Raw genomic sequence first — 25,773 nt, 5'->3', positions numbered from 1 at the left:
CTTAATCACCTACCTTCGCTTAGTTTAATCTTGCAAATGGCATTGGATAGTGTATCTTCCCTCCCAAATCCTCCTGCTTTCGTAACAAGTTTTAAAGCATGATTCTGCTTATTTTTATAGACAACGAGGGGAATTCCTTCCTCCACTTCTCCAATCATATCGACCTTTTTGATGTTTAATTGATAGCATGTTTGAAAAGCAATGTCTCCACCTGTCAACACCAGCCCGGCTAATCTTATCTTCTGAGTCAAAGTTGCACCAATTCTACCAAACTGAGAGGCTATGTTGTTGCCAATATCATGATTCGTAAGTTGATACAAATCCTTATAAGCTTGAATGTTGATACTTACTTGCTCACTTTGTTTTATTGTTAGAACGATACACTTCTTAGAAATCAATTCTTTTTCAGCTTCATGAATCAGTTGCAATAATTCTTCTTCTCGATTTCTGAGCTCCAATAATAGTAGAGGATCGATTTCAAGAATAGAATAACCATTTTCACGGAGGTATTGAATTTGCCTTCTTGTCGTACTCTTCATACTGCCTGCCAAAACAAGAATAGGTAAACACTCTACTTCCTGTTTCAGCTTTACGCGAGGTTTATCTGTCTTGTTCGGGATAGGTCTGTGCCTTACTAGGGAATTAGCCAGACCTGCAGAACCTACCCATAAAAATTTACTAATAGAAGGACCCATACTTTCAGCAATCTTGTCTAAATCTTCTGTTTCCACACTATCAAGAATAAAGTATTTATACCCTTCCATTAGCTTTTTAGTAAGTAAATTATCAAGTTCTCCGCTTCTGACCTGTTTAATTGATACCTGATATACCTTACTCTTACTTTGATTCGCCAAAATATCAGGTAAGAACGAGTCTTCAATTGGGTTCTTATAATCTCTAGCAAACTCAGTATCTTCTAAAAGCTTATTATTGACAAGCTGGTATCCACCTACAACAATTCTTCCATTTTCAGGATAAGCAGGTGCGATGATTGCTCCTTCTAGGGGAGCAAGACTAAGAATGGCATCAATTTCACTTCCGATATTCCCTCTCATCGTTGAATCGATTTTTTTATAAACGATATCAGCACACGGCCAGTCGAAATTTTTAAAGAGATCTCTAATTTTGCTAGCGGCAGTCTTACTTGTAAGTGCCCTTGTCTCTGTATTAATGACAATACAGTCTTCTATTGGTCCGTCCATAGGTAATCCATCCAGATGTACGCATGTCGGGACATTATGTTTAAATATTTTTACCCCTGTATCATTTGCACCTGTTAAATCATCAGCAATGATCAATATCCCCATTTAACCGCTCCTTAATAGGATGTAGGCCTTCACTTCTTCCTGCTAGATTGGATTGTTTACAATGGAAGAATACATCTTACTATAGTCATTGCTATAATAACCTAACCTTTTACTGAGCCACTTGTTAAACCTTTTACGACTCTCTCCTGTGCAAAAACAAATACAGCAATTAGTGGGATACTAGCTAGAGTTAATGCTGCCATTAATCCAGGAACGTTTACGGAGAATTCGCCATAGAACTTTTGTAACCCAAGTGGTAGAGTCATTTTTTCTGGTGTCTGAATAAGGACTAAAGCAAAGATAAACTCATTCCAAATATGAACGAAGTTATAAATGACAACTGTAGAAATAGCTGGTTTAATATTCGGAAATATAATGCTTGTGAATATTTTCCAATATCCCGCTCCATCAATTTCTGCTGCCTCTTCCATTTCTCGAGGGATTTCCTCCATGAACTGTGAAAAGATAAAGATGGAAATTGGCAAAGCAAAGGCAACATAAGGTCCCAATAAAGCCCAGATGGTATCATAGAAACCAGCTTTATTTGACATAACAAAGATTGGAATTAATGATGCATGGATGGGAATCATCATCCCTACAATAAAAAGTAAAAGGATCGGACGATTCAAACGGAATTTCAATCGACTAAGTGGGTAACTAGCTAATGCTGCTACAAACACGACGATTGCTACTGAAACGACGGAAATGATGATACTGTTAACAAAGTAATGCGTTAACCCCATTTCAAATACAGAAGCATATTGCTCAAAGGTAAACATCTCAGGAATAATCGTAAACGGGTTCACAAAGAACTCCTTCATTGTTTTAAATGAAGTGGCAATCATATATAGAAATGGATAGCTAGTAAAAACAACCAATACTGCTGCTAACACGTATAGAAATACCTTGTTTGAAATCGCTCCAATTCTCATTCTAATATCCCCCGTTTCTTTCGTACGGAATTTGTATACTGAATAATGATGACACTAATTAACGCTAGAATAAACATCACAGAAGCAATCGTGCTACCATAACCCATATTAAAGTTTATAAAACTTTGTCTATACATATAGGTACCTAATATTTCCGTGGCACTACCTGAGCCACCACCAAGCATGACATAGAACATGTCAAACGTTTTTAGTGATCCAACGACCGCTAGGATGGAAGAACTAACAATTGTTGGCATCAGTGCTGGGAATGTTACATGGAAAAACTTTTGTCTGCCATTGGCCCCATCAATTTCCGCTGCTTCATATAGTTCTTCTGCAATTCCAACCATCGATGCTTTAAAAAGAATCATATACATCGGGGCAAATTGCCAAACGATAACGATGAGTACAGCAATAATTGCCATATCACTGGATGCTAACCAGTGAACAGATTCTAGTCCTACAACATTTAATAACTGATTAATCGGTCCTTTTACTGGGTCATACATGAAAATCCATAATAAACCGATAGCAACTGCGGACATTAAGAAAGGCAGGAAATATAATACATTTAAAAGTCTTTTTCCTCTTATTTTACTGAGGACAACTAGAGCCATCACAAGTCCAAGTGGGATTTGGACAAATACAGATACGCCCACTAAATATAAGTTATTTTTAAGTGCTAGCCAAAAGGTAGGATCCGATAATAGTGTTTTAAAATTATCCAAACCTACAAAGGTTTTATCGGCTTGTAGACCATTCCATTGATAAAAGCTATAATTAAAGGTTGAAAAAATTGGATAAAGAATAAAAACAGCATAAATTAGGAGTGCAGGAAGGAGAAATAAGAAAATGGCAGTTGATTTTTTTCGTTGTCTTTTCTTTCGGACTTCTTTTTCTGTACTAACGACTTTGCTACTTTTTGTTTTACTTTCTGTATCGATTATACTCTGTGTACTCATTGTAAGACCCACCCTTCATTGAATATAAAGTTCTGCATCATTGCGGGCTCTTTCCCCACCGATTGAAAGTTGCGCTTCTTATGATTTACTTATCTAAAGCTCCCGTTTAAAGAAAAGAAAGACGAACCCACCTATTAAACACTTTAGATACTCCTCCCTATCCTACGTTTTCCTTAAAGCCTAAAGGTAAGAGTCTTACTACTAGTTAAGATGAGATAAAACAGGAGAAAGCTAGATTCACTAACCTTCTCCATGGAATGTTATTTCAAAATCTCTTTTGCCTTTTTCTCCATGGCTTCTGCTGCTTCTTCAGGAGTCATTCCTAGACCAAATAATTCAAAGGTTGTATCCTTATGAAGCTCGCCTAGTTCTGGTGGCAATGTTTGGTCATATGGGAACTGAATGGAATTTGCTTCATTTACCCATTCTGTAAAGGTTTTTACATACTCGTCTTCTACTTCTACACCCTTAATTGCAACCACATTTCCAGAACGGTTCACATAATCTTGAGCTGTTTCTACACTAGTCAATTCATTTAGCAAAGCAACTGCCAATTCAGGATGCTTTGTATCTTTCTTTACGGACCAAGTTGGTGATACCCCTGCACTAATATTGCTTGGATTACCTTTTCCGCCTTCGACAGCAGGAAATTGAAATACGCCTAACTTTTCTTCAAACTCTGGGAACTCTTCACGAACATGGTTAACAAAAGCACCTGTTTGAAGCATCATAGCAGCTTGATCAGAATACATCATTTGTCTCGCTTGACCAGAATCATAAGGAATACCGTTGAATCCAGGGTTAAAGGCATCTAACTCCACTAACTCTTGGATATATTTCCCTGCCTCTACGTAGACTTCATCGTCAAAGCCGCCACCGGTTCTACGATGCGCATTTTGGAATACCTCTTCACCGCCAATTCTGTCCGCAAGATACATGAGATAGAATGCACCTGGCCATTTTGGTTGGTTTGCTAAAGCAAGTGGATAAATATCATTCTTTTTCAATACTTCAATATGAGAAAGAAGTTCACTATAGGTTTTTGGAACCTCTAGTCCATTTTGTTCAAAAATCTCTTTATTATAGAAGAAAGTGTATAGTGAAATCCCTAATGGCAACCCATAGATCTTGTCATCAAATTTAGAGTTATTCAACGCCACTTCAATGAATTTGTCGAATTCAATATCTTGTTCAGTCAAATCCATAACTTTATCAGACTTCACAAACTCTTCTAACCAGCCGCCACCCCAACTAGCAAAAACATCTGGAGCTTCTCCGCCGGACATTGCGATGATGACACGTTGCTTATAATCATCATTGGGTACTTGTACAACATTGACCTTTACATTTGGATTTTTTTCCTCGAAACGTTTAATAGCTGCACCATAAATATCTTTTCTAGCTCCTGTGTCAAAATGCCAAAAATCTAGTTCAATTTGATCTCCAGATCCAGAATTAGAACCACCAGATGCTTCATCTTTGCTTGTTTCCTTAGAACCTGAACATGCTGATAATATTAATGCACTCAACATCGCCAATACAATAAACAGAGATATTTTCTTCAAAACCAATCACCCTTTCTATTATGTTGTTTTATATGTTTTTTTCGAACATCCAATAGATAGTAAGATAAAAAGAATCCAACCTAGGACACAACCGTCTTATTGGTATGTTTCTTTAAGACATTCAGTAAACCATCATTAATTTTACAGTTCTTAAAGGCGAATGATTGCATCACATCATCAATTTTCTCTTCAGACATATTTTTGAAAAGCTTCGCATAGACTGGCTGAATCAAAGCTCCTGTATAAACGGTTAAAACAGACTGAGAAAGTGCTGCAATATTGAAGCTATGATTGATATCCGTGTCCCCAATAACGTTTTCAAGTGTAGTAGCCAAATTGGCTATCGTATTTCTAGCCTCACGTCCCGGAAGCCAAATCATCCAATCATCCGTATTTAATTGATGTTTCATCCTGATAATTGAAGATATCCGTTCCATATATTCTGATTCCGGGTCCAGCATCGCAAGACCCATTACCCCTACATCCTTATAAGTCCAAGTCGTCCAATGGGCTCCAAACTCTTCAAATATTCTAAGTTGATCGTCCATTGCAGCTAATCGGTGAGGAACTTCATCAAGAGGACCATTATAAACGGAGCCAAACTCTCCTACCCACAATGGTACTTGATGCTTCTGAGTGTATTTTGTTCCTTGATGGTCTGTAAATACCTGGAGTTGCTTCTCCCTATCCCAATAGACACCGCTTTCAATTCTTGCCGTTTTCGCATCAGCTATCCCTGGGTATGGACCAGGGCCAAATCCTGCTGCCGTATAATTATGGCTGCTGTATACTAAATTATCTGCAAAAGGCGCTTCCAACCCTTCAAAAAGCTTCGAGTAATTATCACCTTCAAGAAAAATTATATGGTGAGGATCAATCTTTCTGATTGCATCAACAGCTCGTCTATATATCCGATTCATTCGTTCCCAATCAGGCTTATAGTTGGCAAAGAAGTTATGTGGATAATCCCCATGTGGTGTATTCACACAAGGTTCATTCATTAAATTGTACCCAGCAATAACTGCTCTTCCTTGATATCGACGTGCAAATTCTTCCCATAAAGCAATAAAACGATCTTGGTACGTTTTGTCATGCCAGAATAAACTATGCCTGATATCATTATCAGAATGCCAATGAGTATTTTGATACCCTTGAACTGCGTGAAGATCCAAAATTACATATAATCCATGCTTTTCACACAACCCTAGAATCTCATCTAGACGGGTAAACCCTTTTTCTTTATAGGAAAATGGATTCTCATCGTCCTCAAAGTGCCTGTAATTCAAAGGGATTCGTATAGTAGTAGCACCCCAGCTTTTAATGAATTTAATATCTTCTTCCCCAAAGAAGTGATGTTGCATTCTATCAAACAAGAACTCTGCTTTTGTTAATCCTATTTCTTCCCCAACCGCATGGCGCAGTCCATGTTCGGACCCGGTAAAACCATTAATGAAATCCTCCATGTTCATCCATCCGCCAATACAGGTTCCTCTAAGCTGAATTGGATTTCCCTTAGTGTCTGTAATCTTATTTTTATCGACCTTGAGCATTTCCATTTATTCGTACCACCTTTTCGACTGTGTTTTACGATAGAATGATAACGACTACGTAAATCCTCTATCATAGAGAAGTCTTATTTTCTACTAAACTCTGTTCAATATATGAATAAAAACCAAGACAATCCTTCACAAAAACATATTAGTATGGCAGTATGCGCTAGTTTAAAGATAAGGTTTATAGAATATAAAAGCTTCTCTTACCACCACCTTTTAGTTTTCTGTCCGTTCAGTTATTGTTTATTGCCTAACTGTCCGAGCTAAAAACAAACGGTATATTTGTTCACTGGTATGCTCCAACAATATACTGGCATTTCCCATTGCCTCATCCAGTCCCATAGGACCATTAGTAATGCTGAAAGCAGAGGTTAATCCTAATTCTTGAAAAACAGAACCGTCCATCTCTACCTGACCACAAATCGCGACAACTGGTATTTTACTTCGATTAGCTAACGTTGTTAGACCTGCCACTACTTTTCCAAATCCAGTTTGGTAATCAAGTTTCCCTTCTCCTGTGATGACAAGATCAATGTTTCCGTCCGCCAAAATTTCAGGAATCTTTAATGCTTCCATTACAATTTCCACTCCAGGGTGTAAGCTTGCATTCAAAAATGCTAAAAGTCCCCCTGCCGTTCCACCAGCTGCTCCTGCTCCTTTGAGGTCATGGATTCGCCTTCCTGTTTTCTCGTAAACAACGTCAGCAAATACCTTCAAGGCTTGTTCTAATTCAACAATCTGAGCTACTGTTGCTCCCTTTTGCGGACCAAATACATGTGTCGCACCATTTACTCCGATAAAGGGATTATTCACATCACACGCAAGTTGAAAGGTCGCCCGCCTTATGGAAGGGTTTACATTTTTGTCGTCAATAGCAGCTAGATTTCGGAGCGCAAGCCCGCCTTCTGAAAGTTCCATGCCATCTTTATCTAATAACCTAAACCCTAAAGCTTTTAGAATTCCTGCACCGGCATCATTTGTTGCGCTTCCTCCTAAACAAATGATAAAAGAATCGATGCCTTTCTCAAGTGCGTGATTAATTAATTGGCCGGTACCATATGTGGAAGTCACATATGGGTTTAATTCTGATTGCCTTAATAAAGGAAGACCAGAGGCAACGGCCAACTCAATAACTGCAGTACGGCTGTTTCCAAGTATTCCATAATATCCTGTGATTTCCCGGCCGAGTGAATCTAATACGTTTACCTTAATTACCTCTCCATTTGTTGCTTTGATTAAGGCAGTTAATGTTCCCTCTCCCCCATCCGCCATTGGAAGGATCGTAGTATTCGTATGTATATCCACCTTTTTCAAACCAGACTCAATTGCTTTTGCTACATCCAAGGATGTTAAACTTCCTTTGAATGAATCTGGTGCTATCAGGAGTTTCATTTTAAAATTCCTCCGTTAATGTATTCGCTTACAATAATTATAAGATTCTAAAAAGTCATTTTATATAGATAAAAGGTACAATGTTTTTGCTGTTTTTTATCTTTTTTTTGTGCAATATGTATATATTTATAACCAATCAGAAATTTTCAAGTATAGTGAATCATAGAACTTTCTAGGATTATAGCCTGTTAGTTCTTGTATTTTGTTCAACCGGTATAACAAAGTATTGCGGTGAATATATAGTGCTTCCGCTGCTGCTTTTACATTTAGGTCATGAGAAAAGAACACCTCTAATGTCTCTTTCAATTCAGATGTTAACTGTTTTTGGATTCTTTTTTTCACTTGCAAACGTTTGACTTCATTGATGTCATTTAATAGAAGTTGGATCTCCAAGTCTTTTATGTGAATTCTTTGATCGTTTGACAGTTGTAATGCAAGCCTTAACTGATAAAAGGAATCTCTCACTTGTTCTAATTTATCTAATAGATGTCCACTGGCCATACGGACTTGATCATATTTTGTAAGCATATATCTTTCTAAGAGGTTTTGAACTTGGTTCACTACATGGACAGATTTTGAATGAACAAGCAGTAAAAAGGTTTCTGAATCAATAAAAGCATATATACATGAGTAAGGCTCTAAAATAGATCCGATTTCCTTATACATTAATGAGAGAATTACTGGCTTCTCTCGTTCTACATGTTTCAAGGAGAGAGCAATAGGAACATATGGTGCCGAAAGTTTACTATTTAATACTAGTAGCTTTTGGTTAATCTTCCTATGGTTTAAATTTTCGGACATTAGCTCTTCCATTACGGTTTCAATTGTTCGAGATTTCCACTCTACTTCATTCGATAACAACTGTTGTTTTATTAATAACTCAGTCATTAATACAACTAAAGATCCAAAATCTTGAATTTTCTCCGGTATCCCAGAAATCCCGACAACTCCAATGATTTCATCCTGATTGAAAATCGGAAAGTTAATCCCTGGCTTTACACCACGGAACTTTTGTACGTCATCGCTAGAGATGATAAGAGGCTCTCCTGATGTTACCACTTGAAGAGCCCCTTCGTGAAAGGTATCAATTCTCATTTTTTCTCCTGAGCTCAGAACAATCCCATTATGATCAAAAATATTTATATTATGGCCTAATCTTTTCATTGTTTCCTTAACAACAATATCTGCAATCTCTTTGGTAAGCATACAGTCTCACTCCCTATCCACCAAACTTCCTACACTAGATACAAATTCTCCTTTTTCTTAAGGGTATTTTTCATTCCATAATAGCATATGTACTAGCCTTTTAGAGATTGACCCGAAATAAAATGATGCCATAAAATAACAAAAAGCCAGTCTCTGTATAGAAACTGACTTTCAATATTAAGAGAAGTATTTCTTAATGGTCGTAAATACATCCTCAGCAATCACTTTATTCCCATATTCCTCAAGACGATGAACGGTTAGACTCGATTCCTCACCATATTCTAGAAGGATACTTAAATAGTCGTCAATAACGTCTTCGTCCTCTGATTCTTCTTCAGTAAAATCTGTATATAAATAATATCTTCCTTCGTGGCTAAACAAACTAGTCTTAACGTCTATCTTATCAAGATCATGTCTTTTGGATAATGAAATGATATCTTCAAAGTCATTAAAGACAAGTAGATATTCAAGATCGTCACCAAAAGCCGTATCTGAATCTTGAGCTCTCGGATTAAAATGATGGTCAAGCATTTCTTCAATACGATCATCCACTGGCAGATCCTTTAGCTTCTCATCTGAAATCGGAAGTTCGAACTTTTGACCATCTTTCGTTACCTGCGTTTTTGTAACTAAAATCTCCAAGCCCTTTTCAAGTGCCTGTACTTGAATCCAAAGTGGCCCCTCGATGGTAAATTCTGCTTCATGATGAACTTCATCCATCATCTCCCAGAAAAGCTCTTCACTTCGTTCGCGGTTGTACCATATTTCTTCCCGGTCAAAACCTCTTTCTTCTATATCAATGTACGAAATATAAAACTTGACCGTGTTCTCATTGATGCGCTCAATTTCCATTCATTATCTCTCCCTTCCAGGCAAAGAATTGAAGGGACTAAATACCCCCGCAAGACTAACAAGTCCACAATATTTTAACATAACAGATGATGAATCATCTCTCTTTAGACAACCTTATAAGAGGTTGATGATCTTGTACTATTATTTTATGACAAAGCAATGCGTTTTGGAAATAAAAACACTACCCATTTTTAAAATTGGCATCAGCCTAAATAATCCTAGTTTGCCAAAGGTTTATGCTTATATACTAGGGAATAAAACTAGGATATATTCCTTAAATTTTAACAGGTTTTATCGAGTATTTCAAATAGAAACAAAGCCTCCGTTTCCAAATTGGGTCGGAGGCTTGGACTTAATTGACTAACCGCCGAGCTTCTCTCAGCTGATAAGTACGTACTTTTCGTGGTAGAAACCTACGGATTTCGTCTTCATTATAGCCTACTTGTAATCTTTTCTCATCAATAATGATGGGACGACGTAGTAATCCAGGGTTATCTTTGATCAATTCGTATAAATCTTGAAGCGGTAGTGTTTCTAAGTTGACATCTAGTTTCTGGAAAGTCTTTGAGCGAGTTGAAATAATCTCATCCGTTCCATCTTCTGTCATGCGTAGAATCTCTTTAATTTCATCAATTGACAATGGTTCAGAAAAAATATTACGTTCTTGATAAGGGATCTCATGTTCTTCTAGCCATGCTTTGGCTTTCCTGCACGAAGTACAACTTGGTGAAGTGTATAAAGTGACCACAACTAATCACACTCCTTAATATGATAAAGAACTATATATAGATTGCTCAGCAACATGTATGCTTATTCTTAAATTAAAATTAATACAATTTTATAATCTCTACAGTTAAATTATACACCAATCGTCGGACAATGGGTATCCCCTTTCATAAAAAGTTTTATGTAAGAAGGTGCTACACTATATAACGATTGAGAAAGTAATAGGTTTCAAAATTTGTTTAAGAAATTTCTTTTTTTCCCTAAAACCTTATGAGAACCTACAAAATCCTTAGTCTCACGCCTCAATGATTAGCCCAATACACCGTTAATTACCCTACTTTTCAGAACTTCAAACTAGAATAAGTGATTTTTTTTTGTGATTCTCAATTAAACGTTGGAAAATGAAAAAAGCAATCACCCATAGAGTGATTGCCTCCCCACTTAAATATCCTCAAGCAAATCCTCATAATTTTTACGTTTCTTTAAGACCTCATCTACTGGTTGGTAGGATTGACCGTAAAATTCTTTATCCTTATACGTGTGTACCATATTATACGTCTTCTTCATCGCCTCAAAGATTTTCTCTTCAGAATCATTGGTTGGTGACCAATATAGTATTTCAAGCTCATTCATTTTGTTTGTTGCTAACGACCTGCGGCTATAACCAATTGAACGAGCATGCTCAAAGCCTTCACGTTTATAAAATTTCAAGCGCTTCTCTGTATCTGTGTCTTCATAATCTATTGGTTCAACCTCTAAAATAATTGCCTTTTTCTTCTCTTTTAATTTTTCAATCAAGCTATGTCCAAGCCCCTCACCTCTTGCCTCTTTTGACACAAATAGGTAATCAACAAAGACAAAATCTTCCAGTTCCACATACATTAATACATGTTTGGGGCCTTCATCCTTATGATAAATTTCGGGCCGTTCCTTTAATAGCGTTTCCATATGCTCCTTTGACTTCATTTCCTCAACTGGAAAATATTGATTTAACTTTTCATACCAATGCATACTTTAAGCCTCCTTAACAATATTTTCATTCTAAAACGTAATCCTATACAGATTCCTATCTTCTTACGAAATACTTTCTTTTAATACTGAACCATTTCTTTTACAATATATATAGAATAGAAAGTGTTAAACCTATATAATCAGGTTATACGAAACGAATCCCTACTTGGACAGGAGATGGAGGTTTACCATGGGTGGATACATAGTAGATTTTACAATTGTCGCTTTATTAATCATTGGTATTACCGCACTAAATGGTGTAATGAGTAATGCGATTGGATTAAAGGTTTTTGGTGGGAAAAACAAAAATGAAATTGTCGACAAATCCGTTAGCCTACAAACCGGTTGGAAGAGCGTTGGTGGAACGAAGAAAAAATAACCTAATGTCCTTAATTACCCAAAAAGTTCAATTTTAAAACATTGGTCTGAAGTGATCTTCCTTTAGGCCTTTTTCTATTTGTCTTATTTATATTCTTTAAGCAATCGTCTATAAGCTATGACAAAAACCATTTAATTACTAGTGTAGATTGGCTCTAAACCTGCTATATTAAAGCTGTATCGTCACAAGAGGAGCTGTGTAGAAAGTGAAATCTTTTATTCGAAATTATCGATTTACCTTAATCCTTTTAGGTTCTATTTTGCTTGGTGGGGCTATCGGGCTACAATTTGGTCCAAGCGCTCAAGTTCTACAACCACTAGGGGATTTATTCTTAAATTTATTGTTTATGATGATTGTTCCCTTAGTCTTTTTTAGTATTTCCTCAGCGATTGGTAACATGAGCGGAATGAAACGACTCGGAAAAATCATGGGAAGTATCCTGATTGTCTTTTTTCTGACGGCCTTGATTGCAGCAGGTCTGGGCATTTTAGGTACTTCTATTATTAACCCTTTAAAAGAGGCTGACATCTCATCTATTAAAGGCTTCATGACTTCACCAGAAGAATCAGCATCTACGGAAGAAATATCGTTTTTGGGTCAGTTGGTCAATACTTTTACCGTAACTGATTTTTCACTTCTATTCTCTAAAAGCAATATGCTACAACTCATTGTTTTCTCTGTTTTATTTGGAATTGCCACTGCCTTGGCGGGTGATAAGGGCAAACCAATTGCTACTTTGTTATCGTCAGGATCGGCAGTTTTTATGAAAATGGTCAGTATTATCATGTACTATGCACCAATTGGATTAGGAGCGTACTTTGCTTCGATAATCGGACAACTTGGCCCTCAGCTTCTTGAAGGCTATGCAAGGGCGTTTGTCTTGTACTTAGCGATTACTGGTATCTATTTTTTAGGCTTCTTTACTCTATATGCTTTTATTGCTGGGGGAAGTATGGGGGTCAAGGTGTTTTGGAAAAATGCACTTACACCATCCATTTCTGCACTTGCCACCTGTTCAAGTGCAGCGTGTATTCCTATCAATTTAGCCGCAGTTCGTAAAATGGGAGTTCCGACTGATATCGCAGAAACGATTGTTCCACTGGGCGCTAATACCCATAAAGATGGTTCAGTCATTGGCGGCGTCATTAAAATCGTCTTTTTGTTCACTTTATTTGGGAAAGAAATGACTAGCGTCTCGAGCATTTTGAGCATCTTTGCAGTTTCCTTTTTGGTTGGCGCTGTTATGGGTGCCATACCAGGAGGCGGAATGATTGGCGAAATGTTAATTTTAAGTGTATTCGGTTTACCGCCTGAAGTCCTTCCTATCATTGCTGTTATCAGTACCATAATTGATGCACCCGCAACCTTGCTAAACTCAACTGGAAATACAGTATGCGCCATGCTTGTTGCACGGTTAGTCGAGGGGAAAAACTGGTTGAAGGATGCAATAAACAATAAAAACATTGAGGCTCCTTTTTAACAGTAGTACAGAAAAAACACTCGCCTTCTTGATTCTAAACGAATAGTGATTTATAATTTTCTCATTAGAAGATGATAATTAAGGCGTTGACAAAGAGTAGTACACTTGCAGAGGTTTATCAGAGAGTTTGTGGATGGTGTGAACAAACAACCGAACTTGTGGAATGGACTTTCGAGCCTCTACTGTGAAATGAAAGTATCAGTAGACGTTTCCAGCGTTACCGGATCATGCATTGAACGCATGAATGAGAGCTCTTTTTTGGAGTAATTAGGGTGGCACCGCGGACCATTCGTCCCTATTTGATGGGGATGTATGGTCTTTTTTCTATTCTTTTAACATTTCGGAGGTCAAAAAATGAAAACAATCTTCTCAGGAATTCAGCCTAGTGGTACTATTACCCTTGGCAACTATATCGGAGCGATGAAACAATTCGTTGAGCTTCAAGATGAATACAATTGCTATTTCTGCATCGTCGATGAACACGCTATCACTGTTCCTCAAGATAGGCTTCAACTTCGTCAAAATACAAGAAGTCTTGCAGCCTTATACCTTGCTTCTGGCATTGACCCAGAAAAAGCAACACTATTCATCCAATCTGAAGTTCCAGCTCATGCCCAAGCAGGATGGATGTTGCAATGTGTAGCTTATATCGGGGAACTTGAAAGAATGACTCAATTCAAAGATAAGTCTGCAGGTAAAGAGGCAGTAACAGCTGGCCTACTTACCTATCCACCACTTATGGCCGCAGATATTCTACTATACAGCGCTGACCTTGTTCCTGTTGGTGAAGATCAAAAGCAGCATATTGAACTAACAAGAGATTTGGCAGAACGATTTAATAAGAAATATAATGATATCTTTACAATTCCCGAAGCACGAATTCCAAAAGTTGGAGCAAGAATCATGTCCTTACAAGATCCATTAAAGAAAATGAGCAAATCTGATGCTAACACAAAAGGGTTCATTTCAATGCTGGATACTCCAAAACAGATTGAGAAAAAAATCAAAAGTGCGGTCACAGACTCTGAGGGAATCGTAAAATATGATAAAGCAAATAAACCTGGAATCTCTAATCTACTCTCTATCTATTCCATCCTGACCAATCAATCCATTCAAGAGCTTGAGCTAGCTTACGAAGGAAAAGGGTATGGAGACTTCAAATCAGATGTCGCAGAAGTTGTGGTAAAAGCAATTGAACCAGTTCAAACTAGATATCAGGAATTAATGGAGTCCTCAGAGCTTGATGATATTCTTGACAGAGGTGCGGAAAAAGCCAATTTAGTAGCAGGCAAAATGGTGAAAAAGATGGAAAATGCAATGGGACTAGGAAGAAAAAGAAGATAAATTGAATTAAGCCAAAATTAAAAGGAGCCAAATGGCTCCTTTTAATTTACCTTTGATCCGTGTTCCATTTCCCATAGTTTCTCGAAAAATGTTTGGCCTTTAATTAAATTTTCACAGAAAGCATAATGCCTTTTTGACCAACCATATTTCGTTTCATCATATAGCTCTTCCCAAACTTCCTCAAAAGAAAGTTGTTGAATTGTTTCATACTTTTCAGGACTCCATTCAGTCAACCAGTACCTGACCTCGGCAACATTTTGAGAAGAATGCAACTGGTCCATTGCCATAAACAATAACTGCTTTAACTGTCTTTCTTTTCTAGTAAGTCCCCTCATTAAATCTGGGGCTGGTGAAAGAATATGAAAATCTTTTAAGGATGAGTGATCGTTAAAGTTATAGTTACTTGTTTCTTGGTTTTCGAGCATTTCAAAAACTAGTTGTTCCTGTCTTGGAATTAATCTACTTTTTCGGATTGGAATATTATATCCAATCGTATCTACCGCTAGAATCCCAACTCCATCTGATACGACAAAACAATAATCCAATTGTACTCGCTCATGATTCTTCCTTAAAAAGGCTTTTTGATAGATATCATCCATAAGCTGCTGAGGTAATTCTGATAAATCATTTTCTATGTAATTAAATAATAGAGAATCAATTTTTAATAGTGGCACTTGGTCCAAAAGTTCTACACCATCATCTTTTCTCCATTCGTGGAAATGGCAAACATTGTATCCATTTTCTTCACCTTCAAACCAATTCACCCAAACATCGTGAAGATACAACATGATTACAACCCCTCTCAACAAGTTACTCTTTGCACTCAGTATGGGCAGACATAAGTAAAATTATTCCTTATTTCATACAGACCGAACGAATATTAATAAGTAATTTCCTCCCACCATCAGTAAGAATTAAAACAAAAAAACACTGCATACGTTTTGCAGTGGGATATAAAATTCTATATCTTTATAATTCGACATCTTTCACGAACTTTTTAGAGGGTAGGATAAATGATTCCTCGGTGGACAATATATTTTTTTCTTTAAATAGTGTCACAATCTTGTACCCTAGTGCGTAACCAATCATTGGAGGATACTTTTTAAGTCCAAATAATAAATCATCATGCAATCTACTTGTTTTTTTACATTCTAATTGCTCTTTAAATACCTGATTCCAAATCTTCGAAAGCTCTTTAGAAGAATATTGAGTACACCATTTTGCCAAATATTTCTCCCCGCATTGTTCAAAAACAGCATTTTCAGCCAGCCCCTCTAACACAACTGAATCCATTAAGGTATAGTCCTTAACTTTCTTCTTTTGTTTATTCAGCCTGCACACATGATGGTATTCGTGTACAAATAGTGCTTCTAGCTCCTTTTCATCCTCTAACGGCGAAATAAACAGGAATACCTTGTCTTCAAATGAAACACCCGACTTTTGAGTATCCTGGGTCTTTGTTGAGAAGATTCCTCCTATATTTTTTGGAAACAAATAAACTGGAACATCTGGTCCCTGCCACTTGTTCTTATATTTAAGAAAAAGCTTTTCTAAACGTTCCCATGCTTTTTGTTCCTTCAACTCCATAAATGTTTGTTGGGTACGATGATTTGGCCGATACATTCCAAACTCTAATAGATATTGATAAATTCTTTTTGATGAATCCCCTCCGAAAGATTCTCGCATTCTTTCACATATTTCCAATGGACGGTGAAAATCAGTTTCAAGCCACTTATCTGTCTCGACTCCTCCCACACCACTCACCCCCTAAGGAATCTAGTTTTGAACAAATTTCTCATTTTAGTTTATGTAATAAATATTTTATCGTTAATAACATGAAAACTTAGGTGCAAATAAAATGGCCTTAAACCAATGTGATTTAAGGCCATGTACTATTTATTCATTATATTTCTTAAGTGCAATCGTGGCATTATGTCCCCCAAAACCGAGGGAGTTACTAATAGCCGCTTCAATTTCTTGTTTACGAGCTTCGTTAGGTACATAATCAAGGTCACAATCTGGATCAGGTGTTTCATAATTGATTGTAGGAGGTAACATTCCTTCTTTAATTGCTAAAGCTGTGAAGATTGCTTCAATCCCACCTGCGGCACCTAGCAAGTGTCCTGTCATTGATTTAGTCGAGCTTACAGCCACTTTGTATGCATGCTCACCAAACACCTTCTTAATTGCCATTGTTTCAAACTTATCATTATAATCTGTGCTAGTTCCGTGAGCATTAATATAGCCAATTTCATCTGGATTTAAGCCTGCATCATTTAGTGCCATTTTCATTGCACGTGCCCCACCCTCTCCTTCAGGAGCAGGTGCTGTAATATGATAAGCATCCCCTGTTGCACCGTAGCCAACGATTTCCGCGTATATTTTTGCCCCTCTCGCTAATGCATGTTCCAAGTCTTCAAGGACAACAATCCCTGCGCCTTCTCCCATGACAAAGCCATCACGGTTTTTATCAAACGGACGACTTGCCTTCAAAGGATCTTGGTTCGTTGAAAGTGCGGTGTTCGCACAAAAGCCAGCAAAGCTCATTTTTGTTATTGGAGCTTCGGCACCACCACTAACCATAACGTCAGCATCGCCACGCTGGATGACTTTGAATGCATCACCAATAGAGTTTGTCCCTGTTGCACATGCCGTTACAGTACAAGAATTAAATCCACGTGCCCCTAGACTAATTGAGACCTGACCTGTAGCCATATCTGGGATTAGCATGGGCACGAAGAAAGGACTTACACGACGATACCCTCGTTTTTGGAAGTTTTCATACTGTTGTTCAAACGTCTCCATGCCACCAATACCAGATCCAATCCAAACCCCAACCCGTTCAGCATTTTGTTCATTGATTTCTAAATCTGCATCTTTTACAGCCATTAAGGAAGCAGCCACCGCATAATGAGTAAAGCGATCCATCTTTCTTGCTTCTTTTCTATCAACGAAATCTTCTATATTAAAATCTTTTAATTCAGCAGCAACTTTGGCAGGATACTCATCAGCGTTAACTCTCGTTACAGGTCCAATGCCTGATACTCCTGCGAGAATATTTTTCCAAGTTGTCTCAGCATCATTTCCTACAGGGGTCACTGCCCCAATCCCAGTAATCACAACTCTCCGTTTTTCCACTTAAGTCATCTCCTTTTTGATGAACGATTATTTTCCCCAACGCATGGCTATAGCGCCCCAAGTTAGACCGCCTCCGAACCCAACCATGACAATGAGATCTCCATCTTTAATCTTTCCTGCCTCTAGTTCCTCAACCATCGAAATGGGAATAGAAGCTGCAGAGGTATTTCCATATTTATGAACTGTTTTTGACATCTTTTCAACAGGAAGCTCCAGACGCTGCCTTGCAGCTTCCATAATCCGAATATTTGCTTGGTGCGGAATGAGAAAATCAACATCTTCCTTTGTTAATCCTGCCTTTTCTAAGACATTGACACTACTTTCCCCCATTTGTCTAACAGCAAATTTAAAAACCTCTCGGCCATTCATTCTTATATGTGTATCCTGGTAAAGATACTTACCACCAGATCCGTCAGAACCCAATTCAAAGGAAAGAATACCTTTCCCCTCGCTAACAGGTCCCATTACTACAGCTCCAGCACCATCGCCAAACAGGACAGCTGTATTTCGGTCCTCCCAATCGGTTACCTTAGATAATTTCTCCACACCTACTATTAATACATTCTTGTAAACTCCGGTTTCAATAAACTGTTTTGCCGTTACCATTCCGTACATGAAACCTGCACAAGCAGCACTAACATCCATCGCCGCAGCCTTTTTAGCACCTAATTTATCTTGAAGCATGCACGCAACACTAGGAAAAGGTTGATCTGGGGTAACAGTCGCAACCAATATCATGTCTATTTCCTCTGGTGCAACGTTCGCTGCTTCTAGTGCTTTTTTTGCCGCACGATAGCCTAACCCTGATGTATCCATATCATCTCCGGCAATTCTTCTTTCTTCTATACCGGTTCTAGTTCGAATCCATTCATCAGAAGTATCCATTTGTTTTTCAAGGTCAAGATTGGTAACAATATTTTCTGGAATAAAACGACCAACTCCAATTATCCCTGCATTCATAGGGCCATCTCCTTTATATATCTCTTGTCTTTTGTTTTTTAATATCAAATATTATTAGCTGGTACTAATTTTATCAGATGTTGGTATAAACCTGCAACAGGAATTGCCTAGTTTCCGCTAATGACTATGCCGTGTCTTGCCTATCGACATAAACTAAACCAAAAGGAGAATGATGAAAAGGAGGTTCTAAAATGGATTATGATAAAGATGAAAGTATCCAAACAGAAACCGATAGCCCAAACACAATAGAGACCGGGAAGAATGAACAACACCCTTTTGATCGTTTAATGTTTGGTTCAAGTCGAAACAAACATCATGTTGAAGATGAAAAAAGGGCAACAGAAACACCAGCAGAAGACAATCTCCTGAATCAAGTAAACTTAGAGGAAATTCTGATGCATATTGATTCCCTTGTAGGTACCGCCAAACAATTAAAACCGATGTTCAGTAAAATTAAACCTTTATTCGACCAATTTCTAAAAAAGTAGGTATAAGTGCTTATTCAGCAGCTATGACCTCTAAGGAAATAAAAAAAGGCTGCAGCAATTCAAATGCCCGCAGCCCAATCACTTTACTCATTGGGTAATTTACCAGTCGCTTTATAGGTGTTCATATGCTGGTGCATGACTTCCCTAAATTCAGGATCAACATTAGGACTGAACTCCCCAAGGGAAATCACTCCATCAGGTATATCGAAATATAAATTTCCTGGTTCTAAATTCTCTTCATTATATTTTGAAGCAACTAGTTCATAAAGGACATCTACATGCTGAACCGTACTAGTTAGCACTGTAGACTCCCCCAAATCTGATTGATCAGAAACATACCCAATTACAAACAAACCTTTTTCTTTTACCCGTTCAATAATTGGAATATTATAGCCATCGCCCGCTGGGTAAATCACGTCAGCTCCTCTTGAGAGTAATCTGTCGAGAATTTCCAATGCCTTTTCATCATGATCCCAATGTCCAACATAATGAATTTCCACTTCAGTGTCATTGTTATAAAACGTTGCTCCTTCATAGAAGCCTTCTACTTCTGGCTGCCATTCAAAAGCCGCAATGACACCAAGATGATTTGATTGCGTCATATGTGCTGCAACCATGCCGCCAAAAAACCCCATCGCATACGCATCAAAATTTAAACTTGTGGTATTTTCATTTTTGGCATCGCCATTAAAACTGATAAAATGGATATCTGGATATTTCTCTGAAATATGATTAAAGTATTCAGCATACTCGTTCCCATGACCATAGATGAGGTTAACACCGTTGTCATCAAATTCTTTTACTGCGGCTTCGACTAAAGCTTCGGATTTCATTCCTTCTTTATAAAAAACATCAATATTAAAACGGGATTGAATTCGCAATAACCCTCGGTAACCCTCGGTACCCCAGACTTGATCGTTAATTGTTTCAGGAACGAGTAGGCCCACTTTTTCAATTTTTCCTGTTGCAAGAGGTTGTCCGCACCCTCCCAACAATAGCAGGCTAAACAAAATAAGCCCAAAACGTTTCAACATTTGCTGCAACTCCTTTTATTGCATCCGTGACTTGGAAATAATAGTAGCTGGCTTTTTCTGTTCGCCTATAATGTGTATATTATTAATTTTACTTTTTAACCATTCATTTGAAAAGGGTTTTCACACTTTAAACCTGATTCCCTCTTGATAGACGTAAATGGTGGTTCCGTTGTTTTTCCAGTCCCTCTAAGATGTCCATTGGTTCTTTTACATAGACTACATCGTATTCTCTACTCAACTTTTGTACCTGATCTAAGGGCGAGTTCATATTTTTCATGTTTTCGAGATTCGTTATACATTTTCCTTCCACTTTACTTAGCTTTGAATTAAATAAGCTATCATATATGCTCTTCAAGCATTTTCTCCAACTATTATTTTCGCCGCTTCGTAAAACAAACTTTCCCTCCTGGTCCTCTTCCAGCAAATCTCTAACCAAGGATGCTGCATCAGCTATATAAATTGCATCACTAGTACATTCTCTTTTGTTCAAAGTTGGAACGTTAATTGTATCTTCACCTAAAGAAAGGAGTTGCTGAAAAAAACAACCTTCGGGTTGCCACGGACCATATAAGGTTGGGACTAGGACTTCTTTGAGTAAGAAACCCTTTGTAGATAAATTCTGCTTAAGCTTAGCTAGCGGCTCGATTTCAAAGGAGTCTTCGTAACCAAGTTGCTCAGGAAGCAACAAGGTTATTGGATGATTCTCCGGAGTTAATGATAATAGCTCTTCCTGAAGAAAGTGATGCTCAAACAGTAGTTCTTCCTCTTCTAGCATATAAAAATCACAAAATGGGATGATCACCGGAATTTGTTCCATTTTATCTTCATTTATCAAAAGATCGCCCTCAAGAAAATTGGCATTTCTGCCAATTTGCATTCGCTTTTCTTCAATAACATTAGGAAACTTCTTACCTACAGAAATTGCATTTACCTCTATTCCCTCATCAAGCATAACGCGGCAAACACTGTACCCTAAAAAACCAAATGCGCCAATAATAATTGCCTTATTCATATACAATCCCCCTGATACATCTTCAATGTATCCTATGACATTAGCTGAAAATTATTGCACCTGGTTTAAAGGTCCTGTTCATGTTTATTAAAGAACTGAACCGTTTGTATTCCTATTTGTGGTTTCTTTTCAGGGACCATATAAAGTACATTGAAGTTAACCTTCTGCTCCTTCCATGTTTGGCTGAACTCTTTTAATAACATAGATTGCTTATAGGCACGATTTCCAGAAAGCACATGGATTACCTTCATAGGTATTTCTGCAGGTATATGAGGGAAATCCTCTTGTTCGGAAAGATACTTTGTGACTTCTTTTGGTTCCAATTGGTAGGCTATAGCTAATTCCTGTAACAACTTTTTATAGAAAAATTTATGCTCTTTTTCCTGTTCCAAGTGCTTGTTTAAAGAAAGCACAGGATTTAGTAATAATAGTGAACGAATTCTTTTCTCTCTTTTCAATAGTTTCAATGCAGTAAGTGCGCCCATTCCTTCTGCAAATACATGTATTTTATCGTTCAAGATTTCGGACCGGCGGATATGTGCACATAATCGTGCTGCTAGATCTACTGCATTTTGGCTTCCCCAATTCATTCCGAATAAATTCGAATAAAATATGGTATATCCAGCTTCTTTAAAATCATGAAGAAGTTTGCGTTTTCCTTCATTTTGCGTCCAAAAACTGTTTTGGCTATCAACAAAATGCCTCTCGTCTCCCAAAATTAAGATACCGAAACCGTTAGGTCTGTGCGGGTAATGTATCATATTCCATTCGGTATCCAGTCTGAAGTTCCGGTTCTCCATTATCTCAAAACTCCTTTAAACAGTTTGTTCATATTAATGTATGAGGTTCTCGACAAAATGAATGGGGATTAGCCTACGGTGGAGAAGGATAAGCTAGTCTTATAGTTGCTAATTTTTATTTATTAATTTTTCACATTATGGTAAGATAAAATGAGAACTTTTGCAGGGTAGAGGTGAAAATCATGCGTTATTTCTGGACTTTATTTTGGACATTCCTTTTGATTCAAATGTTGACTTATGTAACCGGCTCCATGATGGGTGTTGGGTATGACCTCCAAACTGGAATCATTCTTACAGTCGTATCAGCCATTTTGGTATTCATCATTCCATTAGTGCTACCTGCTGATGGTCCTGCTGACCAACATGGATCTCATTAATTTGAGATGAAAAAGTCATCCTAAAATAGGATGACTTTTTTTATTTGACCACCATGTCCACTTGACCGTCGGTAATAGATATTTCAATATGACTCTTTTCACGAATTTTTCCAGCAATAATATCCCTCGCTAGTTTCGTTTCCACATTTCTTTGTATATATCGTTTCAATGGTCTTGCACCATAAACAGGGTCAAACCCGTTAACGGCGATAAATTCCTTAGCCTCTTCGCTAATGGTTATCTGTATGTTCTGGTCTTTTAGTCTATGCTGCAATTCGTCCAATAGTTTCACAACAATTTCTTTTATTTCATTGATCTGAAGTGGTTTAAATAAGATAATCTCATCAATGCGATTTAGAAACTCCGGACGGAAGTGGTTGCGAAGTTGTCCCATTACATTTTCTCTAGCTTCCTCCTTAATTCCTGCTTCAAAATCAGATTGTTCAAGTAAGAAGTGTGAGCCAATATTTGAAGTCATAATGATGACCGTATTTTTAAAGTCCACTGTCCGACCTTGAGAATCAGTAATTCGTCCATCATCAAGCATTTGAAGTAAGATATTAAATACCTCTGGATGTGCCTTTTCAATTTCATCAAATAAAATAACTGAATATGGCTTCCTTCTCACTGCTTCGGTCAATTGACCACCTTCTTCATAGCCAACATAACCAGGAGGTGCTCCTATTAATTTTGAAACCGTGTGTTTTTCCATGTACTCTGACATATCCAGTCGTATCAGTTGTTCTTCACTGTCAAATAATGCTTCAGCCAGCGTTTTAACCAATTCGGTTTTTCCAACTCCTGTCGGACCTAGGAAGATAAAAGACCCAATCGGTTTGTTCGGATCCTTAATCCCCGCTCTTGCCCTAAGAACCGCATCAGAAACAAGTGAAACGGCTTCATCTTGACCAACCACGCGCTTTTGGAGAATTGTTTCTAAGCGGAGTAGTTTTTCTCTCTCTCCCTCAACCAGCTTTGTTACAGGAATGCCCGTCCACCTTGCCACAATAGAAGCAATTTCTTCTTCTGTCACTTCCTCACGAAGAAGTCTGTCTTCCTTATCTCCGTCCGTTACCCGCAGTTCAATTTCCTTTAGTTCATTTTCCAATGCAGGTATACGGCCGTGCCTAAGTTCAGCAGCTCGATTCAAATCATATTCATTTTCTGCCTTTTCTAGTTCATGTCTTAACTTTTCAAGAGTTTCCCTCTTTAACCGGACCTTTTGGATATCCTCTTTTTCTTTTTCCCATTTCCCTTTCATTACACCAGCAGTTTCTCTTAAATTGGCAAGCTCCTTTTGAAGGGTCACTAATCTTTCTTTGCTAGCTTCATCCTTTTCCTTTTGGAGTGCTGCTTCTTCAATTTCCAACTGCATAACGCGACGAGTCACTTCATCAAGCTCGTTTGGCATTGAATCAATTTCTGTACGAATCATGGCACAAGCTTCATCAACAAGGTCGATTGCTTTATCAGGAAGAAAACGGTCGGTAATATATCGATCTGAAAGAGTGGAGGCGGCAACAATTGCTCGATCATGGATATTGACCCCATGATGGATTTCAAACCTTTCCTTCAGTCCCCTTAAGATCGAAATGGTGTCTTCCACATTTGGTTCCTGTACAAGGACTTGTTGAAATCTTCTCTCTAAAGCGGGATCTTTTTCAATATATTTCCGATGTTCATCTAAAGTGGTTGCACCAATGCAATGAAGTTCTCCTCTTGCAAGCATTGGTTTTAACATATTGCCTGCATCCATTGCTCCTTCTGTTTTTCCTGCCCCCACAATTGTGTGGAGTTCATCAATAAACAGGAGGATTTTCCCTTCACTCTTTTTTAATTCATTTAAAACGGCTTTTAATCTTTCTTCAAACTCTCCTCTAAATTTTGCCCCTGCAATTAAAGCACCAATATCCAGTGAAAAAATAGACTTGTCTTTCAAACCTTCCGGAACATCACGTCTAACAATTCTTTGGGCAAGCCCTTCCACTATCGCCGTTTTCCCAACTCCCGGCTCTCCGATTAAAACGGGATTGTTTTTTGTCTTTCGTGAAAGGATCCTGATGACGTTGCGAATTTCGCTGTCCCGACCAATGACTGGATCCATTTTCCCATTTCTAGCTTCTTCCACTAAATCTCTGCCATATTTTTTTAAGGCATCATAACCTGCCTCAGGATTTTGAGAGGTCACTCGTTGATTCCCCCTTATATCTTTAATAACCGATAAAAGCTTTTCTCGACTAATTTTATTCGATAGTAAAAGTCTGTTCGCATCCGTTAACTTTGCTTGTTGCAAAGCTAGTACAATATGTTCAGCTGAAAGGAACTCATCTTGAAACTGCTTCATTTCTTGTTCTGCATGTACTAACAGTTGCTGTAAGTTAGAGGTGATATACAATTTTCCAGCCTCTGTTCCACTTCCTGATACTTGTGGTTTTTTATGTAGGGCAACTGTTAAATCCTTTTTATACGCTTCAACGTCTTCTCCAAGCCTCTCTAGAATAGTACGAGCCAGACTTTCTTCTTGATTAAGCATTGTAAGAAATAAATGGACGTCATCTACTTCCTGATGATGGTTTTCAGCAGCCAATGACTGTGCCTGAAAAACAGCTTGTTGAAGTTTTTCGGTCATCCTGTTTATATCCACCGAAGCTCCTCCTTTTATTCTGACCATTTTTGACCTTTATATTATTATATCTTTGTGTAAACTAAAAATAAAGCCATCCTAGCCGGATGGCTTTACTTTTTTATTGCCTAAGTCGCAAAAACAGGGCACTTCCGCTTTTCTTTGTCTAGCTTCAGCACCCTAGCGGCTAGTGTCCTTCGCTTACCATCCTCCGATAAGTCAACATCGAATCACCTACGGTTCTTCGTGTTTCCTTTATCCTTTATCTCAGGTGGAAGCTCCAGGCTATACGCCGCTAAACAGGGCGCTTCCGCTTTTCTAGGTATGTCTATGGATTTTGTGGTACGTCCATAGTCTGTTGTGATTAGAATTTTCCGGAAAATAATCTCCTGCATTTAATTTAATTTTTTGAGGATTGGTCACATTGCTTCCTGTTTCACCGATTTCAATATAGACACCATTATTAGGTGCCTTTTGTCCTGCACGAAATTGTCGGTTTTGGCCCATATAGCTGCCTCCTCCCTTTCCAATATCTTTGCCATATTATTATTTCCGAACGTGCTGATAACATGAAGGAAAGTTTGCCCAACAATAGTCCACTAAATGAGTTTAGATGCTTAAGCAGAGGAATG

At 37.9% G+C, this 25,773-nt stretch carries 24 protein-coding genes and 1 other annotated feature; of the genes, 5 read left to right on the top strand and 19 right to left on the bottom strand.

All coding sequences use genetic code 11. The features are described from left to right. Positions 1-5 precede the first annotated feature (5 nt). From H0185_RS00765 to H0185_RS00720, 10 genes are all read right to left on the bottom strand, one after another. Complete coding sequence (locus tag H0185_RS00765) at positions 6-1,307, bottom strand: four-carbon acid sugar kinase family protein (protein ID WP_221870230.1); 1,302 nt, start codon at positions 1,305-1,307, stop codon at positions 6-8. A gap of 101 nt (positions 1,308-1,408) precedes the next feature. Continuing rightward, positions 1,409-2,239 carry a carbohydrate ABC transporter permease gene (locus tag H0185_RS00760; RefSeq protein ID WP_221870227.1) on the bottom strand — a complete coding sequence of 277 codons (831 nt, stop codon included), beginning with the start codon at positions 2,237-2,239 and terminating at the stop codon, positions 1,409-1,411. Beyond that, positions 2,236-3,201, bottom strand: coding sequence for a carbohydrate ABC transporter permease (locus tag H0185_RS00755; RefSeq protein ID WP_221870225.1), 966 nt, complete (start codon positions 3,199-3,201; stop codon positions 2,236-2,238). The genes H0185_RS00760 and H0185_RS00755 overlap by 4 nt, the downstream gene beginning before the upstream one ends. A gap of 260 nt (positions 3,202-3,461) precedes the next feature. Then, on the bottom strand, positions 3,462-4,766 hold the full coding sequence (locus tag H0185_RS00750; RefSeq protein WP_246628940.1) for an extracellular solute-binding protein: 1,305 nt from the start codon (positions 4,764-4,766) through the stop codon (positions 3,462-3,464). Between the two features lie 80 nt (positions 4,767-4,846). After that, the gene (locus H0185_RS00745; RefSeq protein ID WP_221870222.1) at positions 4,847-6,322 is read right to left on the bottom strand and encodes a glycoside hydrolase family 5 protein; all 1,476 of its coding nucleotides are present in this window, start codon (positions 6,320-6,322) and stop codon (positions 4,847-4,849) included. Between the two features lie 240 nt (positions 6,323-6,562). Further along, positions 6,563-7,711: a glycerate kinase family protein gene (locus tag H0185_RS00740; protein ID WP_221870220.1), complete on the bottom strand. Its 1,149-nt coding sequence runs from the start codon at positions 7,709-7,711 to the stop codon at positions 6,563-6,565. A 126-nt stretch (positions 7,712-7,837) separates the two neighbouring features. Further along, positions 7,838-8,917 carry a CdaR family transcriptional regulator gene (locus tag H0185_RS00735; RefSeq protein WP_221870218.1) on the bottom strand — a complete coding sequence of 360 codons (1,080 nt, stop codon included), beginning with the start codon at positions 8,915-8,917 and terminating at the stop codon, positions 7,838-7,840. A 177-nt stretch (positions 8,918-9,094) separates the two neighbouring features. Continuing rightward, complete coding sequence (gene mecA / locus H0185_RS00730; RefSeq protein WP_221870216.1) at positions 9,095-9,769, bottom strand: adaptor protein MecA; 675 nt, start codon at positions 9,767-9,769, stop codon at positions 9,095-9,097. A gap of 352 nt (positions 9,770-10,121) precedes the next feature. Next, the gene (spxA, locus tag H0185_RS00725; protein WP_221870214.1) at positions 10,122-10,517 is read right to left on the bottom strand and encodes a transcriptional regulator SpxA; all 396 of its coding nucleotides are present in this window, start codon (positions 10,515-10,517) and stop codon (positions 10,122-10,124) included. Between the two features lie 419 nt (positions 10,518-10,936). Beyond that, entirely contained in the window at positions 10,937-11,506 is a 570-nt protein-coding gene (locus H0185_RS00720; protein ID WP_221870212.1) for a GNAT family N-acetyltransferase, read from the bottom strand. Between the two features lie 190 nt (positions 11,507-11,696). On the opposite strand from H0185_RS00720, the gene H0185_RS00715 reads away from it, so the two are divergent. The 3 genes from H0185_RS00715 (at position 11,697) to trpS (ending at position 14,709) form a co-directional block, all read left to right on the top strand. After that, positions 11,697-11,885, top strand: a complete 189-nt coding sequence (locus tag H0185_RS00715; protein WP_221870210.1) for a hypothetical protein — start codon at positions 11,697-11,699, stop codon at positions 11,883-11,885. Positions 11,886-12,090: 205 nt separating this feature from the next. Further along, on the top strand, positions 12,091-13,365 hold the full coding sequence (locus tag H0185_RS00710; protein WP_221870208.1) for a dicarboxylate/amino acid:cation symporter: 1,275 nt from the start codon (positions 12,091-12,093) through the stop codon (positions 13,363-13,365). A 77-nt stretch (positions 13,366-13,442) separates the two neighbouring features. Next, positions 13,443-13,665, top strand: a binding site (T-box leader). Between the two features lie 54 nt (positions 13,666-13,719). Further along, on the top strand, positions 13,720-14,709 hold the full coding sequence (trpS, locus tag H0185_RS00705) for a tryptophan--tRNA ligase (RefSeq protein WP_221870207.1): 990 nt from the start codon (positions 13,720-13,722) through the stop codon (positions 14,707-14,709). A 41-nt stretch (positions 14,710-14,750) separates the two neighbouring features. On the opposite strand, the gene H0185_RS00700 is transcribed toward trpS, so the two are convergent. The 4 genes from H0185_RS00700 to H0185_RS00685 all read right to left on the bottom strand — a co-directional run bounded on the left by H0185_RS00700 (position 14,751) and on the right by H0185_RS00685 (position 18,807). After that, entirely contained in the window at positions 14,751-15,497 is a 747-nt protein-coding gene (locus H0185_RS00700; RefSeq protein WP_221870205.1) for a YjbA family protein, read from the bottom strand. Positions 15,498-15,678: 181 nt separating this feature from the next. Then, entirely contained in the window at positions 15,679-16,464 is a 786-nt protein-coding gene (locus H0185_RS00695; RefSeq protein ID WP_343223057.1) for a DUF2268 domain-containing putative Zn-dependent protease, read from the bottom strand. Positions 16,465-16,605: 141 nt separating this feature from the next. Beyond that, positions 16,606-17,847 (bottom strand): beta-ketoacyl-ACP synthase II, encoded by a 1,242-nt coding sequence (gene fabF / locus H0185_RS00690; protein ID WP_221870203.1) that lies wholly within the window; start codon positions 17,845-17,847, stop codon positions 16,606-16,608. A gap of 27 nt (positions 17,848-17,874) precedes the next feature. After that, on the bottom strand, positions 17,875-18,807 hold the full coding sequence (locus tag H0185_RS00685; protein ID WP_221870201.1) for a beta-ketoacyl-ACP synthase III: 933 nt from the start codon (positions 18,805-18,807) through the stop codon (positions 17,875-17,877). A 191-nt stretch (positions 18,808-18,998) separates the two neighbouring features. Between H0185_RS00685 and H0185_RS00680 the strand changes: the two genes are divergently transcribed. Beyond that, complete coding sequence (locus tag H0185_RS00680) at positions 18,999-19,295, top strand: hypothetical protein (protein ID WP_221870199.1); 297 nt, start codon at positions 18,999-19,001, stop codon at positions 19,293-19,295. Positions 19,296-19,378: 83 nt separating this feature from the next. Here H0185_RS00680 and H0185_RS00675 read toward each other — a convergent pair whose 3' ends face one another. The 3 genes from H0185_RS00675 to H0185_RS00665 all read right to left on the bottom strand — a co-directional run bounded on the left by H0185_RS00675 (position 19,379) and on the right by H0185_RS00665 (position 22,141). After that, complete coding sequence (locus H0185_RS00675) at positions 19,379-20,329, bottom strand: BMP family ABC transporter substrate-binding protein (protein WP_221870197.1); 951 nt, start codon at positions 20,327-20,329, stop codon at positions 19,379-19,381. Between the two features lie 127 nt (positions 20,330-20,456). Beyond that, the gene (locus H0185_RS00670) at positions 20,457-21,341 is read right to left on the bottom strand and encodes a hypothetical protein (RefSeq protein ID WP_221870195.1); all 885 of its coding nucleotides are present in this window, start codon (positions 21,339-21,341) and stop codon (positions 20,457-20,459) included. A 65-nt stretch (positions 21,342-21,406) separates the two neighbouring features. Continuing rightward, entirely contained in the window at positions 21,407-22,141 is a 735-nt protein-coding gene (locus tag H0185_RS00665; protein WP_221870193.1) for a hydrolase, read from the bottom strand. 182 nt (positions 22,142-22,323) lie between these two features. Here H0185_RS00665 and H0185_RS00660 point away from each other — a divergent pair, with 182 nt between their 5' ends. After that, on the top strand, positions 22,324-22,518 hold the full coding sequence (locus H0185_RS00660) for a YjzD family protein (protein WP_221870191.1): 195 nt from the start codon (positions 22,324-22,326) through the stop codon (positions 22,516-22,518). A gap of 40 nt (positions 22,519-22,558) precedes the next feature. On the opposite strand, the gene clpB is transcribed toward H0185_RS00660, so the two are convergent. After that, a complete protein-coding gene (clpB, locus tag H0185_RS00655; protein WP_221870190.1) occupies positions 22,559-25,162 on the bottom strand; it encodes an ATP-dependent chaperone ClpB in 2,604 nt (867 codons plus the stop codon). Positions 25,163-25,459: 297 nt separating this feature from the next. Beyond that, positions 25,460-25,648 (bottom strand): YjzC family protein, encoded by a 189-nt coding sequence (locus tag H0185_RS00650; RefSeq protein ID WP_221870188.1) that lies wholly within the window; start codon positions 25,646-25,648, stop codon positions 25,460-25,462. Positions 25,649-25,773 lie beyond the last annotated feature (125 nt).

This window comes from Mesobacillus maritimus, from assembly GCF_019749255.1.
GTDB lineage: Bacteria > Bacillota > Bacilli > Bacillales > Cytobacillaceae > Mesobacillus_B > Mesobacillus_B maritimus_A.
This window is presented reverse-complemented; position numbering and strand designations above follow the sequence as displayed.

Excerpts from the sequence above, each read along its gene's own strand:
- H0185_RS00680 (WP_221870199.1), top strand. The coding sequence starts at position 18,999 with ATGGATTATGATAAAGATGAAAGTATCCAAACAGAAACCGATAGCCCA.
- H0185_RS00675 (WP_221870197.1), bottom strand. The coding sequence starts at position 20,329 with ATGTTGAAACGTTTTGGGCTTATTTTGTTTAGCCTGCTATTGTTGGGA.
- H0185_RS00755 (WP_221870225.1), bottom strand. The coding sequence starts at position 3,201 with ATGAGTACACAGAGTATAATCGATACAGAAAGTAAAACAAAAAGTAGC.
- H0185_RS00740 (WP_221870220.1), bottom strand. The coding sequence starts at position 7,711 with ATGAAACTCCTGATAGCACCAGATTCATTCAAAGGAAGTTTAACATCC.
- H0185_RS00720 (WP_221870212.1), bottom strand. The coding sequence starts at position 11,506 with ATGCATTGGTATGAAAAGTTAAATCAATATTTTCCAGTTGAGGAAATG.
- trpS (WP_221870207.1), top strand. The coding sequence starts at position 13,720 with ATGAAAACAATCTTCTCAGGAATTCAGCCTAGTGGTACTATTACCCTT.
- H0185_RS00660 (WP_221870191.1), top strand. The coding sequence starts at position 22,324 with ATGCGTTATTTCTGGACTTTATTTTGGACATTCCTTTTGATTCAAATG.
- H0185_RS00670 (WP_221870195.1), bottom strand. The coding sequence starts at position 21,341 with ATGAATAAGGCAATTATTATTGGCGCATTTGGTTTTTTAGGGTACAGT.
- H0185_RS00735 (WP_221870218.1), bottom strand. The coding sequence starts at position 8,917 with ATGCTTACCAAAGAGATTGCAGATATTGTTGTTAAGGAAACAATGAAA.
- mecA (WP_221870216.1), bottom strand. The coding sequence starts at position 9,769 with ATGGAAATTGAGCGCATCAATGAGAACACGGTCAAGTTTTATATTTCG.
- H0185_RS00745 (WP_221870222.1), bottom strand. The coding sequence starts at position 6,322 with ATGGAAATGCTCAAGGTCGATAAAAATAAGATTACAGACACTAAGGGA.
- H0185_RS00685 (WP_221870201.1), bottom strand. The coding sequence starts at position 18,807 with ATGAATGCAGGGATAATTGGAGTTGGTCGTTTTATTCCAGAAAATATT.
- H0185_RS00760 (WP_221870227.1), bottom strand. The coding sequence starts at position 2,239 with ATGAGAATTGGAGCGATTTCAAACAAGGTATTTCTATACGTGTTAGCA.
- H0185_RS00700 (WP_221870205.1), bottom strand. The coding sequence starts at position 15,497 with ATGTTGTATCTTCACGATGTTTGGGTGAATTGGTTTGAAGGTGAAGAA.
- H0185_RS00650 (WP_221870188.1), bottom strand. The coding sequence starts at position 25,648 with ATGGGCCAAAACCGACAATTTCGTGCAGGACAAAAGGCACCTAATAAT.
- H0185_RS00665 (WP_221870193.1), bottom strand. The coding sequence starts at position 22,141 with ATGGAGAACCGGAACTTCAGACTGGATACCGAATGGAATATGATACAT.
- H0185_RS00715 (WP_221870210.1), top strand. The coding sequence starts at position 11,697 with ATGGGTGGATACATAGTAGATTTTACAATTGTCGCTTTATTAATCATT.
- H0185_RS00765 (WP_221870230.1), bottom strand. The coding sequence starts at position 1,307 with ATGGGGATATTGATCATTGCTGATGATTTAACAGGTGCAAATGATACA.